Below are 14955 nucleotides of genomic sequence, written 5' to 3'. Positions count from 1 at the left end.
CCCGCACGGCGTCCGGCGCCGCGGCTCGCTCAGCTGCGGTGCGGGGTGAGCCCGCTCCGGTCGGGGACGGGGTCGCGGTGCCGGACCAGGGCGGGCGGGGTGCCGTGCCCGGAGTGCGGGGCGGCGCGGAAGGCGGGCGGGGCGTCGTGCGCGGAGGTCACCGCGCTCGGCGCGGCGATCGGGAGGCGCGGAGACGGTGCCGCCGCCGTCGAGGTGCCGGCCGGGGCGCCCCGTCGTCCGGCGCGCCGGCCGTCGACGGCGCGGGCGATCGAGATCGCGCCGAAGAGCAGCACCACGCCGCCGACGGCGACCATGATCACCGCGCGGAGCCGGTCCGAGATCTGCTCGACGGCCTTGCCGGGCGTCTGCACCTCGAGCGCGGTGAAGAGGTAGCGGTCGTCCGCGCCGTTGATCGTCTGCATGCTGCGCAGCGTGTCGACGAGCCGGTCGCCGAGCGCCGTCGTCGTGGCGAGCGAGCCGTCGGCCGTCGGGGCGTCGGCGGTCACGCTCAGCAGCAGCCCCTGGCCGGCCCAGGCCGAGCGCTCGACCGCGAACTGGGTGCTGAGACCCTGCGCGGCGAGCGCGTCCGCGGTGTCGTCGCTGTTCATCACGGTGACGAGCACCTGGGCGGCGAGCGAGTTGTCCGAGGAGCGCAGGTACGGGTTGTCGGAGTTCAGGGCGGCGAGGGCCGGGTCGGCCTCCAGCTCCGCGGTGGAGGGCAGCTTCGGATTGACCAGCGCGTAGGTCGCGGTCGAGGCGTAGGTGCGCGGTGAGAGGACGAGGACGTACGCCATCGCGGCGACGGTGAGCACGAGGACGACGCCGGCGAGGAGCCGGTGGCGCCAGAGGGTGCGGAGAACGGAGACGGGGTCCATCAGGACAGCCTTTCTTGGACGTAATCGATCGCGCCGCGGGCGGGGACGGAGGCGTCCGTGCTCAGGGCGGAGGGGAGTCCGAGCTCGGCGCGGACCAGGAGCCAGCAGCTCCCGGACAGGCCGAGCACGAACGGGTACAGCAGGGCGAACACCGGGAAGCCCAGTGAGTCGAAGGTGGCGGAGGCGACCGCGGCGACCGTCGCGGAGGCGGCGACGCTCCCGGTCAGGGCGCGCAGGCGCGGGTCCCGGGCGAACTGGGCGGCGATCAGCCCGAAGAGGGCCGGGACGCCGAAGTAGGCGAGCACCGCGACGGCGCCGAGGAGGCCGAGCGTGATGGCGGCGCCGAGGTACTGGTTGTCGAGGATGAGCAGGGCGCTGTCCGGGAGGTAGGTGCCCGGGCCGGTGCCCAGCAGGGGCTGGTGCGCGACGAGGGCCGCCACGCGCGGGTAGTTGTCGAGGCGGTTCGTGATCGAGGAGTCGCTGGTGCCCGCGCCGATCGAGCCGGTGAGAGTGCCGAGCAGGCCCGGCGTGGTGACGAAGAACGCCGCGACGGCGACGGGCGCGATCACGTAGCCCCACCTCCGGGCGTAGGCGGGGAGGAAGACCGCGCAGACCACCGCGCCCACCACCAGGGAGAGCACCCCCGACCGCGAGACCGTCAGCGCCAGGGCGACGACCAGCAGCACGCAGGAGGCGGCGCGGAGGAACCGCGGAGACGTCCGGTCGTACAGCAGCCGCCAGACGGCGAGCGGCAGGAGCATCGCCGAGACGACCGCGAGCTCGATCGGGTGGAAGGTGGTGCCCGCGACCCGGGTGAGCCCGTCCCGGTCCTGGAACGGCGTGCTGCCGCCGTTGTCGACGAAGCCGACCATGACGCTCCGGATCCACTCGACCGGGTCGACGTGGGCGGTGAACTGGATGATCGCCACGATCGCGCAGAGCGACGCCGCGTTCACGAGGGAGCCGAGCAGCACCCGCGCGTCCTCGAGGGTGCGCACGCTCTGGGTGGTGACCAGGGCGATCCCGGCGGAGGCGAGCAGCAGCAGCAGCCAGCGGTCGGCGCTGAGCTGCCCCTCGCCGGTGCGCGGGATGGTGTCGTTCACGGCGTAGCGGACGTAGGACGCGATGCTCACGAGCAGCAGCAGGGTGAGCGCGGCCCGCCCCGGGTGGCGCATCGGGATCGGGTCGTGCAGCCCCAGCAGGGCCGACGCCGCCCACGCGCCGGTCAGCAGCAGCGCGAGCACCATCGCGACCGAGCCGGACGCGCCCAGGGGAGCGAGCACCTGATCCGCGGGGAAGAGGAACAGCGCGTAGGCGACCAGGCGCAGCAGCGTCGGGGGCCCGGTCCGCTCGATCATGACGGCCACGGGTCAGGCCCCCGACTGCGCGGAGGAGGCCCGGCGGGTGGTCTCGTCGCGGGTCCAGCCCGCCGTCTGCCGCTCCGGCAGCCGGCTGGCGAGGGCGAAGCAGAGGTAGACGGCGGCGTCGGCGAGCGCGAGCGGACCCCGGGCGGCCCGCAGCACCTGCACGGCGGTGCGGGACGAGCGGCGCTCGCCGCCGGGGGTCGCCGCCGCCAGCTGCGCGCTGCCGCGCTGGGTGCGGCGCAGGACGCCGAGCAGGCTGGTCGCGCTCCGGGGCACCTGCACCACCGCTGGGGCGGTGGCGACGACGGCGCGCTCGGCGACGGAGAACCGGCCGTCGACGAACTCGTCGTCGGCGATCAGCGCGGGGAAGGTCCCGATCCGCTCGTGTCCCGGGCCGCTGACGGCGTAGCCGCCGGCCCCCCAGAGCGCGGTGTGCAGCGAGGCCGTGCGCGAGCGGGCGCGGTAGTAGGCGCGGACCAGCGGGTCGGCTCCGGTCGCGTCGTAGACCGCGGTCGGCCGGGCGGCGAGCAGCCCGCCGCGGGTGACGGCGTCGAAGACGTTCCATACCGCGTCCGGCGTGACACCGACGTCCGCGTCGAGGTAGAGGCGCGGCCAGGTGGCGGCCGCCGCGTCGCCCGCGTTCAGGGCCGCGGTCTTGGACGCCTCGGCGATCTCGACCACGGTGACGCCGGCGAAGCTGCGCGCGATCTCGGCGGTGGCGTCGGTGCAGGCGTTGCAGACGACGATCACCTCGAGGGCGCCGCTCGCGGCCGCGGCGGCCAGCGGCGCCAGGGTGCGGGCGATCACCGCCTCCTCGTCGTGCGCGGGGACGACGACCGAGCCGCTCGGGTGCGGTGCGGCGAGCGGGCGGGCGAGCGCGCCGGAGGGGAGCGAGGCGAGCCGGGCGCCGACCGCGACCGCGAGGGCCGCGTGCCGGTGCTCGCGGCCTCGGGCGCCGGGGAGGGCGCTGCGGGCCGACTCCGCCGCCAGCACGACGAGACGGAAGGTGCTCGAGTACAGCGCGCCGTGGAACTTCTGCACGTAGCGCACCCGGTTCACGGCGAGCAGCGCGGCGAGGGCGGTGGAGGAGCCGGAGCCGCCGCCGTCGTGCACGACCTGCGCGGCGGGCTCGAACCAGGCCTCGGCGCCGAGGTCGCGGGCGCGGCGGAAGTAGTCCGTCTCCTCGGAGTAGAGGAAGAACCGCTCGTCCCAGTCGCCGAGGCGGGCGGCGACCAGCGCGTCGATCAGCATCGCGGCGCCGGTGGCCCAGTCGATCCGGTGGGCGTGCCGGTAGCTCTCCGGGTCGCTGTCGGTCTCGCTGGAGAACGCGGGGCGGTCGAGGACCTTGTCGCCGAGCAGTGCGTCGCCGAGGGCGCGCAGCCGGGTCGGCTCGCGGCGGAGCGAGCGCGACGGGGCGCCCGCGGCGTCGAGCAGGAGCGGCACGACGATGCCCGCGGAGGAGGAGTCCATCCGCGCCAGCAGCGTCGAGACGGCGCCGGGCAGCACGACCAGATCGGGGTTCAGCACGAGCAGCGCGCCCGCGTCGCCCGCGTGCCGCCGGGCGATGTTGATCGCGGCCGCGTAGCCGACGTTGGCCCCCGCATCGACGGCGACGACGTCGGGGTGCGCCGCCGCGAGGGCGAGCGAGCCGTCGTCGGAGGCGTTGTCGACGACGACCACGCGGATCCGGACGCCGGTCGCGGCCTCGGCGCGCAGGCTCGTCAGCAGGCGCTCCATCGTCGCGGCCGAGCGGTAGCTGATGACGAGGGCGGCGACGTCGGCGCGCTCGCCGGCTCCGACGAAGCGGGCGCTCCCGCCGGGCAGGACCACGGGCAGCACGGGGGACGGAGCGGCGGGCTGCGCGGCCCTGCCGAGCACGGGGCCGCGCTGCGGGGTGGTCGAGCTGTGCCGGCGCAGGCTCGCGTAGGCGAGCGGGCCCTCGACGAGGTAGCGGCGCGCGAGGCGGCGCGGCTCGAGGGCGAGGCGCCAGAGCCACTCCACGCCGCGGTCGGCGACCCACTGCGGCGCCCGGCGGACGGAGCCGCCGAGGAAGTCGACGGCCGCGCCGAAGGCCAGCAGCACGTGCGCGCCGGTGCGCGGGCCGTGCTCGTCGATCCAGAGCTCCTGGCGGGGCTTGCCGAGTCCGACGATGAGGAGGTCGACCCGCGCGCCGCGGATCGACTCGACCAGCGCGGCGTTGGCCGCGGGGTCGGCGAGCTCGGCCCGGGACGGCGACCAGAGTCCGGCCATCACCAGGTCGGGCCGCTCCTCGGAGAGCCGGGCGCGCAGCCGGGACTGCGCGGCCTCGGAGCCGCCGAGCACGCCGACGCGCACGCCGTCGGTCGCGGCGCGGTCCAGCAGCGGCCCGATCAGGTCGCTGCCGGCCAGGCGCGGCCAGGAGACGCCGGTGAGGCGCTCGGCCTGCTTGGCGATCGGGCTGCCGTCGATGAGGGAGAGCCACTCGACCGGGCGCGCCGGGACGTCCAGCGGCGCGTCGGTCCACTCGGTCTCGCCCTCGGCCACCGGGACCAGGACGAGGGTCGGCGCCTCGGCGACCGGCAGGGCGCGGCGCTCGAGCACGTGCTGCCAGCGTCCGCCGTGGCCGAAGTGGTTGACGTGGTCGACGTTCACGGAGAGGACGCCCAGCGGCGCGTCGTGCAGGGCGGCGGCGCGGTCCGCGATGGTGCGGACCGCCTCCTCGTGCCGGGCGAGATCGACGGGGCTGCCGCCGAGGACGACCCGGCGGTGGGTTTCGAGGGTCATGGGTCAGCTCTCCGATCGAGCGGGGGCGAGTGAGGGGACGAGTGCGGGGGCCGGGACCGGGGCCGCGGTGCGTGCCGGGCCGGCGAGGGTCGTCCGGGCGAGCTCGTCGAGGACGACGCGCTCGACGACCTCCTGGGCGACGCCCCAGCCGTGCCGGACGCCGGTGGCGACCTCGCGGCCGGGCCGGGCGGCGACGACCGCCCGGCCGAGCGCCTCCGCGATGCCCGCCGGAGTCGGGCGGGCCCAGCTCGCGCCGGGGTGCGGCAGGTCCGCGCGGGCGTCGACGGCGTCGTTCACCACCGCGACGGCGCCGCAGGCGAGCAGCTCCTCCGCCACCAGCGAGATGTTGGTGAAGGAGAGGGCGATGCCGGCCGAGCAGCGGTTGTAGAGGGCGGCGAGCTCGCTCGGCGCGAGGGTGCCGTGCTCGATCACCGGCACGTCCCACGCTCCGGGCGCCGTGCCGTAGACGTGGATCGGCACCTCGGGGTGCTCGGCGTGGAAGAGCGCGAGCGCCCGCCTGCCGAGCAGGTAGCCGCGCCGGTCGGCGGCGGGCTTGGCGTAGAACACCACGCCGGAGCGCTCGCCGTCGGGGTTGTCCAGCGTGTAGGTGGTGGTGTCGCAGCCGAACGGCGCGAGGTCGCTCCCGACGCCGAGCGCGTCGAGGTGCGAGCGCACCATCTCGCCGAGGGCGATGGTGCGGAAGCCGAACCGGTAGCTGTCCTCCGCCAGGGCCGCGAGGGTCCCGCGCGGGTGGAAGAACGGCTCGTAGTCCTGCACGAAGTACAGCCGGGCCATCGGCGCCGTTCCTCGGGTGGCGAGCACGTGCGCGGTCTCCCAGGAGGTCGCGACGGCCGCGTCGACTCCCGTGACGCCGTCGTCGGCGCTGCGGATGTCCACGTCGAGCCACGGCCAGCCGGCCCGGATGATCGCGGCGCGGGTCTCGAAGTCGGCCCCGTGCCGGTCGTAGAGGAAGAGGGTGCAGCGGTGGCCGCGCTCGACCAGGCCCTGCACCATCCGGAACAGGGTGGTGTGGCCGCCGGAGCCGCGGTCGGGCGGGGTGCAGATCCAGCCGATCGACGCGGGGCCCTCGGCGCGGGCCGGGGCGCCGGGCAGGTGGAGGAGACCGGAGTCGGCGATGTCGCCGGGGAGCAGCGGCATGTCGAGCTCGCGGACGCCGACCCGGTCGCCGAGCGAGCGGACGGCGCGCTGCAGCAGATCGCGGCCGCCGGTGCTCCGCAGGCGCCGGACGAGCTCGCGGGGGACGCGGGAGGCGCGCATCAGAAGCTCCCCTCGCGGTGCCAGCGGCGCCAGGACCGGTCGGTGCGCAGGCGCCGCAGCACCCGCTCCAGCAGGAAGCGCGGGGAGAAGCGGTCGCTCGGCGCGCTCAGCAGCCGCGACTGCAGGCGCTCCCACTCGGGCAGCCGGGCCGCGTCGCCGTAGACCTGGTGCGCGAAGCCGAGGTGCTCCTCGAGGTCCGCCGCGGTGGCGCCGCCGCTGTCGAAGCGCTGCGCGCCCTTGACGAGGGCGTCGCGGGCGAGGGCCCGCCGGGCGAGGTGCTCGAGCTCGTCGCGCCGCCCGAGCGGTCCACCGGGATCGGCGAAGAAGGTCTCGAAGGCGAGCAGCCGCTCGCGCAGGTCGTGCAGCGGCGTCACGGTGTCCGAGCGGCTGCCCGCGTGCTCGCGGTGCCAGGCCTGGTCGACGCCCTGGATGTAGGCGACGTCGGACGCGGCCGAGAGGCGCAGCCAGAGCTCCATGTCGTAGGTGTGCGGCAGCGGCCGGGGCCAGCCGACGCGGTCGAGGACGGACCGGCGCACGAGCACCTCGGGCGAGGTGATCACGTTGAGCCCGGTGCGGCAGCGCTCGTGCAGCCAGTCGCCGCCGGACCAGAGCAGCCACGACGTCGGAGTCGTCCGCGCGGTCGGCAGCACCGACCCGTCCGGGAAGTGCACGGGGTGGCCGTAGACCAGCCCGACCGACGGGTGCGCGCGGGCGACGGCGACCGCGCGGGCCAGGGCGCCCGGGGCGATCACGTCGTCGGCGTCGAGGTACCAGGAGAACTCGCCGGTCGCCACGGCCAGCGCGGCGAGCACACTGCCGACGGGGCCGAGGTTCCGCGGGTTCGCCAGCACCAGGACGCGGTCGTCGCCGGCCGCGATCGAGCGGGCCACTGCGAGCGAGTCGTCGGTGGAGCGGTCGTCGACGATCACCAGCTGCACGCGGACGCCCGTCTGGCCGAGGGCGCTCGCCGCGGCGGCGGGCAGGAACTGCGCGTAGTCGTGCAGCGGGATGAGGACCGAGACGGTGGCGTCGGAGGTGTCGACGTCCTCGACCGGCACCGTGCGACCGCGCCGGGTCCCCGCAGCGACGGCGGTCGTCACGACAGCACCCCCGCCGGGCTCGGGGCCGCGGAGGTCGTGCTCCGCAGCGCGGCGATCAGCGACTCCGCCACGTACTCCTGCTGCGCCGCGGTGATGCCGGGGAACAGCGGCAGCGTCAGCAGCTGCCCGGCGAACGCCTCGGCGCGCGGCAGCGAGCGCGGGCGGCCGGTGGCGGGGAGGAACGGGGCCAGCAGGTGCACCGGGGTCGGGTAGTGCACGCCGGTCGCGACGCCCGCGTCCGCGAGCGCGGCGCGCAGGCGCTCCCGCTCCGGGGTGCGCACGACGTAGAGGTGGTGCACGTGCTCGTTGCCCGGCGCGGTGCGGGGGAGGACCAGCCCGTCGACGCCGTCCAGGAGCTCGGCGTAGCGCGCGGCGGCGTCGCGGCGCTGCTGGTTCCACTCGTCCAGGTGCGCGAGCTTCGCGCTCAGCACGACCGCCTGCAGCGAGTCGAGCCGGGAGTTCGTGCCGACGACGTCGTGCCGGTAGGCGCTGAGGCCGCCGTGGTTGCCGAGCCGGCGGACGGCCGCGGCGAGCTCGTCGTCGTCGGTCATCACTCCGCCCGCGTCGCCGTAGGCGCCCAGGTTCTTGCCCGGGTAGAAGCTGGTGCCGGCGATGGCGCCGAGCGAGCCCGCGCGGGCGCCGAAGCGCCGGGCGCCCTGGGCCTGCGCCGCGTCCTCGACGATCCGCACCTCCTCGCCGAGCGCGGCGGAGAGCCGCTCCACCGGGGCGCACTGCCCGTAGAGGTGCACGGCCATCACCGCGCGGGTGCGGGGAGTGACGGCCTCCGCGGCCGAGTCGACGTCGATCAGGTAGTCGTCGTCGCAGTCGACGAACACCGGCCGGGCGCCGGCGCGGACGACGGCCTCGGCGGTCGCCACGAAGGTGTTCGCGGGGACGAGCACTTCGTCGCCGGGTGCGAGGTCGAGCGCCAGGAGGGCGAGCTCGAGCGCGTCGGTCCCGTTGCCGACCCCGATGGTGTGCCGCACGTCGCAGTACGCGGCGAACTCCTCCTCGAAGCGGGACACGTCCGGACCGCGGACGAACGACGAGTCCGCGAGCACGCGGTCGAAGCCCTCCCGGATCACGTCGGCGACGACGAGGTGCTGGAGGTGCAGATCGGCGAGCGGGACGATCGGCTCGGTGGTCATGACGGGTTCCTTCGGTCGGAGGTGAGCTCGCGGACCCGGCGCAGCAGCCAGGTCCGCAGGAGGAGGAGGTAGAGGACGCCGCCGATCGCGCCGCCCCCGAGGAGGGCGAGCCAGTCGGCGTCGAGCCCGACGGCGGCGAGGCCGATCGGGACGAGCAGCGCGGCACCGGCCGCGGCCGCCGCGGCGAGCGCTGGCGGCAGCAGGGAGCGGCCGACGGCGCGCAGGTCGACGTCGATCGAGCGCAGCAGCCAGGCGAAGACGGGACCGACCACGAGCGCGGCCACCCCGATCTGCGCCCAGGCCGCGCCGACGAAGCCGCCGCCCAGCACCGCCGGGACGAGCGCGAGCGTGAGCGCCGCGAACCAGACGCCCTGCACGATCGCGACGCGACCGGAGCCGCCCTTCGCGAGCGCCGCCGAGCTGAAGAGGTCGGCGACCACCCGCAGCGCGCCGACGACGCCGAGGAGCCCCAGCGCCGCCGCGGCGGGAGCCCAGCGCTCGCCGTAGACGACGTGCACGAGCGGGGCGGCCAGGGCGGCGAGCAGCGCGCCGAGCGGAGCGGCGAGCGCCCAGGTCAGCCCGGTCGCCGCGGCGACGGGCAGGGGGCGGCCGTCCTCGTGCGCCCGGGAGAACGCGGGCAGAGCGACGGAGCGGACCACCTGGCCCACCGCGGTCATCGGCCAGGTCGAGATGTTGAAGGCGAGGACGTAGTAGCCCAGCGCCACCGGATCGATCAGCCCGGCGATCACCACCTTGTCGGTGCCGAGCACGCCCCAGGAGATCAGGTTGGCGATCGCCACCGGCAGGCCGAAGCGCAGCGCGGAGGGGGCGATCGAGCGGTCCCAGCCCAGGCGCGGCCGCTCGCGGGCGGCGACGAAGAGCAGCACCATCGTGCAGGTCTGCGCCACGACGCGGGCGACGGCGAGCGCCAGCACCCCGGTCCCGGCGGCGAGCAGCGCGAGGGTGATCGCGGTGGAGACGACGAAGTCGACGGCTGCGATCAGGAAGAGCGGCCGCTGGGCGAAGCGGCGCTGCAGCGCGGCGTAGGGGACCACTCCGGCCCCGGCCAGCGGCAGGGTGATCGCGAGGACCGCCAGCACGCCGGCCGTCTCGGGCGAGCCCGTCGCCGCGGCGATCATCGGCGCCGAGGCCGCCATCGCCGCGCCGAGAGTCCCGCCGAGGACCAGGCCGAGCACGGCCACGGTCGGTGCGCGCCGCTCGGGCTCGCTCGAGCGGATCAGATCGGTGCTGAGTCCGAAGTCGGACAGCGCCATCAGCACGGACTGCACGGTGAGCGCGAGCGCGTAGACGCCGAAGGCCTCGGGAGCGAGCAGCCGGGCCAGCACGACGCCCAGGGCCAGGCTGCCGAGCCGGAGCGCGATCGTGCTGAGCGCGCTCCAGCCCAGCGCCGACGCGATGCGGTTCCGGCCCGCGGAGACCGGAGCGGACTCGACGGCGGTCACGAGAGCGGCCTCCGAGCGCGCTCGCCGGCGCGGACGAAGCGCCGCCACTCGGCCGTGTCCACGACCGCCGGCCAGCACTCGGCGGCGATCGAGGCGAAGCGGGCGCCCTCGGCCTGATCCTCGGGGCGCGCCGAGGCACGGCTGCGCAGCGCCCGCCCCATCGCCTCGTGGGCGAGGGCGCGGCCGGCGTTCGCGCGGCGGTCCCCGCCCTGCGCCCGGCGGCCGGACGAGTCGTGCCCGGCGCTGGTGAAGAAGTGCTCGATCGTGCCCCGGCGCTCGCGCAGCTCCGCCAGTGGGTCGGTGCTCGGCTGCGGGTGGCAGCGGGTCTGGACGACGCCGCTGATCCGGCCGATCCCGCCGAGCGCCGCGAGTCGCAGCCCGTAGTCGAGGTCGGCGGTGCGGGGGAGGTCCTCGGCGTAGCCGCCGAGAGCGTCGGCGATCGAGCGGCGGACCAGCACGGCGTGGTCGACCAGGAGGTCGGAGCCGTGGCGGCTCGTGCGCTCGATCCAGTCGGCCCCGCTCCACAGCGTCCACTCCACGCGCCCGGTGGCCGCGGTCGCGGGCCGGACCGAGATCTCGGCGTCGCCGTGCACGGCGCCCACCCACGGGTGCGCGGCCAGCAGGGCCGCCGCCCGCTCGAGCGCCCCGGCGGTGAGCGCGTCGGTGCTCGGCAGCACCAGCACGGACTCGCCGCGGACGAGCGCGAGGCCGGCGTTGCGGGCGGCGATCGTGCCGAGGCCGGCGGGCACCTCGAGCACGCGCACGCGCTCGTCGTCGACGACCGGATCCGCGTCCGTCACGACGACGACGTCCAGCCGGACGCCGCGCTGCGCGAGGACGCTCGCCAGCGCGGCGGTCGGCGACGCGCCGTCGACGGCCGCGATCACGACCGAGACGAGCGGCGCCGGGCCGGAGAGGGGGAGCACCGGCGACCGGTGCCCGCGGACGGCGCTCATGCGGACGCTCCTTCGAGAGTGCTGTCCGCACGCCGGACGGCGTCGGGCTCGATCCGCGGAGCCGCGGGCACGCCGAGCCAGGTCTCGCCGGCCGGCTGATCGCGCAGCAGCACCGCGCCCATGCCGAGCGTCGCCCGGCGGCCGATGCGCGAGCGCTCGCGGACGGAGGCGCCCATGCCCAGGTACGCCTCCTCGCCCACCCGCACCCCGCCGCCGAGGGTGACGCCGGCGCAGAGGGTGGCGAACGAGCCGATGCGGTCGCCGTGGGTGAGGGTCACGTTCGGCATGGCCACGACGTGCCGGCCGATCGCCACATCGGCGGTCAGCACGACGCCGGCGAGCAGGATGCTCCCCGCGCCGATCCGGCAGTCGTCGGGCACGTGGATGGCCGGGTGCACGATCCGCGCGTAGCGGTGGTCGTGCACGCCGAGCGCGCGGAGGCGGTCGACGATGCGCGCTCGGCCGCTGCCGTGGCCGACGCAGACGGCGATCTCGGCGCGGGGGTGCTCGGCGATCGCGTCGAGGCCGCCGATCACGGGGACTCCCGAGATCTCGGTGCCCCAGCGCGCGGCGCCGTCGTCGACCACGCCGATGACGCGGTGGCTGCCGCTCACGGAGAGGAGGGCGAGGGTCTCCCGCGCCAGTCCGCTCGCGCCGACCAGGATCAGCTCACGCACGGAGGACCGCCGTCTCGTGCTCGCGGGCCAGGCGCGACGGGGCCAGAACGGCCTCGATCACCCGGTCCTGGTCCTGCTCGGTGAGGGCGTGGAAGAGCGGCAGGATCAGCGTCCGGTCGGTCAGTCGCTCGGTGACGGGCAGCCGGTCCGCGTTCGGGTGCGCGCGGTACGGCGGCTGGCGGTGGGCCGCCATGATGCCGCGGCGGGCGGAGACGTCGCGGGAGGCGAGCTCGGCCATCAGGCCGTCGCGCTCGAGCGGGTAGTCGTCGCCGACCTCGATCCAGAACGACTGGAAGTTGCCCGTGCCGTGCTCCGGGTCGGTCACCGTGCGCAGGCCCGGGACGTCGGCGAAGGCCGCCGCGTAGCGGGCCGCGAGCGCCCGGCGGCGCTCGATCAGCGCCGGCAGCCGGCCGAGCTGCACGAGGCCGAGGGCGGCCTGCAGATCGGTCATCCGGAAGTTGAAGCCGACCTCGTCGTAGTGCTCCGGTGCGGCGAGCACGCTGCCGTGCCGGTCCGCCGCGGAGACGGACATCGAGTGCTCGCGCAGGCGGCGGGCGCGGGCCGCGAGGTCCGCGTCGTCCGTCGTGAGCATCCCGCCCTCACCGGTGGTGAGCAGCTTGCGCGGGTGGAACGACCAGGCGGTCAGGGCCGCGCCGGCGCCGACGGAGCGGCCGCGGTACCGCGAGCCCGCGCCGCAGGCGGCGTCCTCGAGGACGAGGATCCCGAGCGGGTCGCAGAGCGCGCGGATCGGCTCGAGGTCGACGGGCACGCCGCCCTGGTCGACCGCGATCACCGCGCGGGTGGCCGGGGTCAGCGCCGCGGCGATCGTCTCCGCGGTGACGTTGCCCGTGACCGGGTCGACGTCGGCGAAGACCGGCCGGCCGCCGGCGTGCACGACCGCGTTGGCGGTCGCGATGAAGGAGAAGGAGGGGACCACGACGTCGTCCCCGGCGCTCACGCCGCCGACCACCAGCCCGAGGTGCAGGGCCGTGGTGCAGCTGGACAGCGCGACCGCTTGGCCGACGCCCATCGCCTCGGCGAAGGCCGCCTCGAAGCGCGCGACCCGGGGGCCCTGCGCGATCCAGCCGGAGGCGATCACCTCGGCGAGCGCGTCGCTCTCCTCGGTGCCCAGCCAGGGGCGCATCACGTCGATGCGCCCGGTGCTCGCCGCGCCGGTGCTCACCGCGCTCATCGGGTCGCTCCGCTCAGGACGGCGGCGTCGAGCCGCTCGGCGCGCCACCACTCGACCAGCGAGCGCAGACCGCTCTCCAGGTCGTACGCGGTGACGAAGCCGAGCTCGTCGCGCGCCGCCCGGGTGTCGGCCAGGCGGCGGGTGACGCCGTTGACCGAGCGCGCCGGGGCGAAGACGACGTCGAGGTCGGACTCCATGACGTGCAGCAGCGTGCGGGCGAGCTCCAGCAGGCTGGTCTCGACCCCCGTGCCGATGTTGAACGCGCCGTCGCGGCCCGCCGTCGCCGCGACCACGTTGGCCCGCGCGACGTCGTCCACGTGCACGAAGTCCATCGTCTGCGCGCCGTCGCCCATGATCAGCGGCGGGACGCCCGCCTCGATCCGCTCCATCCAGCGCACGAGCACCTCGGTGTAGAGGCCGTGCACGTCCATCCGCGGTCCGTAGACGTTGAAGTAGCGCAGCGCCGTCGAGCGCAGGCCGTTCATCGCGCCGAAGCTGGTGAGCATGCCCTCCGAGAAGGCCTTCGCCGCGCCGTAGATCGTGTCGTTGGCGTAGGGGTTGTTGCTCTCCGGAGTGGGGAACTGCGTCGCGAGTCCGTAGACGGAGGCGCTGGACGCGGCCACGACCCGGCCGACGCCGTGCGCCGCCGCCGCCTCGAAGACGGTGAAGGAGCCCTGGGCGAGGACGTCGAAGGCCAGGCGCGGGTCCTCCGCGCACTGGGTGATCCGGATCGCCGCCTGGTGGAAGACGACGTCCTTGCCGCGGACGACCGAGTCGACCGTCGCGCGGTCGCGGATGTCGCCCTCGATCAGCCGGACCCGGCCGTCCGCGAGCGCGTGCTCGAGGTTCTGCCGGCGTCCGCGGACGAGGTTGTCGAGGACGTCGACCCGGCTGACGCCGGTGTCGAGGAGGCGGTCGACGATCGTCGAGCCGATGGTGCCGGCACCGCCGGTCACCAGGACCTCGGCGCCCTCGAGCGAGACGGGGGAGGGGGTCAGCTCAGCCACGACGCCTCCTCCAGGCGGACCGCCGGAGCGGTGGTGCGGCTGACCTGGCCGGCGTCGAGCAGCCGGTCGCTGACCTGCTCCAGGACACTGAGGACGCGCAGGGCGGCGCGGCCGTCGGTGCGGGGCGCGCGGCGCTCCGAGATCGAGGTCGCGAACTCCGTGACCATGTCGGCGAGCGGCTCGCGCTCGGGCAGGGCGGGCGACCAGGTGTCGCCGAGGCGGTAGGAGATCGCCGCGTCGTGGCGGGAGGTCCCGCCGCGGAGCGAAGTGCCGAGGTCGACGCCGCGGTCGAAGACGCTGAGGCGCTGCTGCGGGTTCACGTCGTCCCAGACCAGCGTGCGCTTCGAGCCGCCGATCACCATCCGGCGGATCTTGGTCGGGCTGAGCCAATTGACGTGCACGTTGGCGATGGCGCCCTGGCCGAGCGGGACGGTCAGGTAGCCGACGCAGGCGCGGCCGGAGCCGAGCGGGTCGGAGCCCTGGGCGGCGACGTTCCCGGGGCGCAGGCCCCCGGGGATGATGAAGTCGAGGATCGACAGGTCGTGCGGGGCGAGGTCCCAGAACACGTCGACGTCGGGCTGGATCAGACCGAGGTTGATCCGCACTGCGTCGACGAAGAGCACGTCGCCGAGCGAGCCGGCGGCGATCAGCTCCTTCATCTTCAGCACGGCGGGCGTGTAGCAGTAGGTGTGGTCGGCCATCAGCACCACGCCGGCGCGCTCGGCGGCGTTCACCATGTCGATCCCGAGCACGCTCGAGTCGGCGAGCGGCTTCTCCACCAGCACGTGCAGCCCCGCGGCGATCGCCGCCATGGCGATCGCGTGGTGGGTGCGCGCCGGCGTGGCGATGGCGATCGCGTCGAGCCCGGGCAGGTCGAGGACGTCCGAGAGCGAGCGCAGCACCGGCACGGAGCCGTTGGCGCGGGAGACGGCCTCCGCACGGACCGGGTCGAGGTCGCAGATCGCGACCAGGTCCCAGTCGGCGCTGGCGGAGAAGTTCCGGGCGAGGTTCGGGCCCCAGTAGCCGGCGCCGACGAGCGCGACGCGGAGCCTCCGGGAGGGGATGGTGGTGGTCATGGTGGGTTCCTTCGGGTGAGGAGGGCGGCATGCGGGCACGCCGAGGGGACCGGGCG

The 14955-nt window shown here is 75.7% G+C and carries 12 protein-coding genes; all 12 read right to left on the bottom strand.

Translation table 11 applies throughout. The features are described 5' to 3' along the window. Nucleotides 1–29: 29 nt before the first annotated feature. From EDF17_RS12265 to EDF17_RS12215, 12 genes are read right to left on the bottom strand one after another with little or no spacing between them, the layout of a single operon-like run. The gene (locus EDF17_RS12265; protein ID WP_123446172.1) at nt 30–875 is read right to left on the bottom strand and encodes a chain-length determining protein; all 846 of its coding nucleotides are present in this window, start codon (nt 873–875) and stop codon (nt 30–32) included. Then, nucleotides 875–2233, bottom strand: coding sequence for an O-antigen ligase family protein (locus EDF17_RS12260; RefSeq protein ID WP_133672044.1), 1359 nt, complete (start codon nt 2231–2233; stop codon nt 875–877). Before EDF17_RS12260 ends, EDF17_RS12265 begins: the two co-directional genes overlap by 1 nt. A 12-nt stretch (nt 2234–2245) precedes the next feature. Then, nucleotides 2246–5002, bottom strand: a complete 2757-nt coding sequence (locus EDF17_RS12255; protein WP_123446174.1) for a WecB/TagA/CpsF family glycosyltransferase — start codon at nt 5000–5002, stop codon at nt 2246–2248. A 3-nt stretch (nt 5003–5005) separates the two neighbouring features. Further along, a complete protein-coding gene (locus tag EDF17_RS12250; RefSeq protein WP_185019970.1) occupies nt 5006–6280 on the bottom strand; it encodes a glycosyltransferase family 1 protein in 1275 nt (424 codons plus the stop codon). After that, on the bottom strand, nt 6280–7380 hold the full coding sequence (locus tag EDF17_RS12245) for a glycosyltransferase family 2 protein (RefSeq protein ID WP_123446175.1): 1101 nt from the start codon (nt 7378–7380) through the stop codon (nt 6280–6282). Before EDF17_RS12245 ends, EDF17_RS12250 begins: the two co-directional genes overlap by 1 nt. Next, nucleotides 7377–8528 (bottom strand): DegT/DnrJ/EryC1/StrS family aminotransferase, encoded by a 1152-nt coding sequence (locus EDF17_RS12240; protein WP_123446176.1) that lies wholly within the window; start codon nt 8526–8528, stop codon nt 7377–7379. The genes EDF17_RS12245 and EDF17_RS12240 overlap by 4 nt, the downstream gene beginning before the upstream one ends. Continuing rightward, complete coding sequence (locus EDF17_RS12235) at nt 8525–9991, bottom strand: oligosaccharide flippase family protein (RefSeq protein WP_166649665.1); 1467 nt, start codon at nt 9989–9991, stop codon at nt 8525–8527. Before EDF17_RS12235 ends, EDF17_RS12240 begins: the two co-directional genes overlap by 4 nt. Then, on the bottom strand, nt 9988–10947 hold the full coding sequence (locus EDF17_RS19875) for a glycosyltransferase (RefSeq protein ID WP_166649664.1): 960 nt from the start codon (nt 10945–10947) through the stop codon (nt 9988–9990). Before EDF17_RS19875 ends, EDF17_RS12235 begins: the two co-directional genes overlap by 4 nt. Continuing rightward, nucleotides 10944–11624 carry a NeuD/PglB/VioB family sugar acetyltransferase gene (locus tag EDF17_RS12230; protein WP_123446179.1) on the bottom strand — a complete coding sequence of 227 codons (681 nt, stop codon included), beginning with the start codon at nt 11622–11624 and terminating at the stop codon, nt 10944–10946. Before EDF17_RS12230 ends, EDF17_RS19875 begins: the two co-directional genes overlap by 4 nt. Beyond that, nucleotides 11617–12816: a DegT/DnrJ/EryC1/StrS family aminotransferase gene (locus EDF17_RS12225; protein ID WP_123446180.1), complete on the bottom strand. Its 1200-nt coding sequence runs from the start codon at nt 12814–12816 to the stop codon at nt 11617–11619. Before EDF17_RS12225 ends, EDF17_RS12230 begins: the two co-directional genes overlap by 8 nt. Further along, nucleotides 12813–13823, bottom strand: coding sequence for an NAD-dependent epimerase/dehydratase family protein (locus EDF17_RS12220; protein WP_243587121.1), 1011 nt, complete (start codon nt 13821–13823; stop codon nt 12813–12815). Before EDF17_RS12220 ends, EDF17_RS12225 begins: the two co-directional genes overlap by 4 nt. Continuing rightward, on the bottom strand, nt 13811–14899 hold the full coding sequence (locus EDF17_RS12215; RefSeq protein WP_123446181.1) for a Gfo/Idh/MocA family oxidoreductase: 1089 nt from the start codon (nt 14897–14899) through the stop codon (nt 13811–13813). The genes EDF17_RS12220 and EDF17_RS12215 overlap by 13 nt, the downstream gene beginning before the upstream one ends. Between the last annotated feature and the right edge of the window lie 56 nt (nt 14900–14955).

Source organism: Rathayibacter sp. PhB1 (genome assembly GCF_004362935.1).
In the GTDB taxonomy this organism is placed as follows: domain Bacteria; phylum Actinomycetota; class Actinomycetes; order Actinomycetales; family Microbacteriaceae; genus Rathayibacter; species Rathayibacter festucae.
Note: the sequence above shows the minus strand (reverse complement) of the source record. Positions and strands in the feature narration are given on the sequence as shown.

Coding starts and splice junctions, on each gene's coding strand:
- EDF17_RS12265 (WP_123446172.1), bottom strand. CDS start 875: ATGGACCCCGTCTCCGTTCTCCGCACCCTCTGGCGCCACCGGCTCCTC.
- EDF17_RS12260 (WP_133672044.1), bottom strand. CDS start 2,233: ATGATCGAGCGGACCGGGCCCCCGACGCTGCTGCGCCTGGTCGCCTAC.
- EDF17_RS12255 (WP_123446174.1), bottom strand. CDS start 5,002: ATGACCCTCGAAACCCACCGCCGGGTCGTCCTCGGCGGCAGCCCCGTC.
- EDF17_RS12250 (WP_185019970.1), bottom strand. CDS start 6,280: ATGCGCGCCTCCCGCGTCCCCCGCGAGCTCGTCCGGCGCCTGCGGAGC.
- EDF17_RS12240 (WP_123446176.1), bottom strand. CDS start 8,528: ATGACCACCGAGCCGATCGTCCCGCTCGCCGATCTGCACCTCCAGCAC.
- EDF17_RS19875 (WP_166649664.1), bottom strand. CDS start 10,947: ATGAGCGCCGTCCGCGGGCACCGGTCGCCGGTGCTCCCCCTCTCCGGC.
- EDF17_RS12225 (WP_123446180.1), bottom strand. CDS start 12,816: ATGAGCGCGGTGAGCACCGGCGCGGCGAGCACCGGGCGCATCGACGTG.
- EDF17_RS12215 (WP_123446181.1), bottom strand. CDS start 14,899: ATGACCACCACCATCCCCTCCCGGAGGCTCCGCGTCGCGCTCGTCGGC.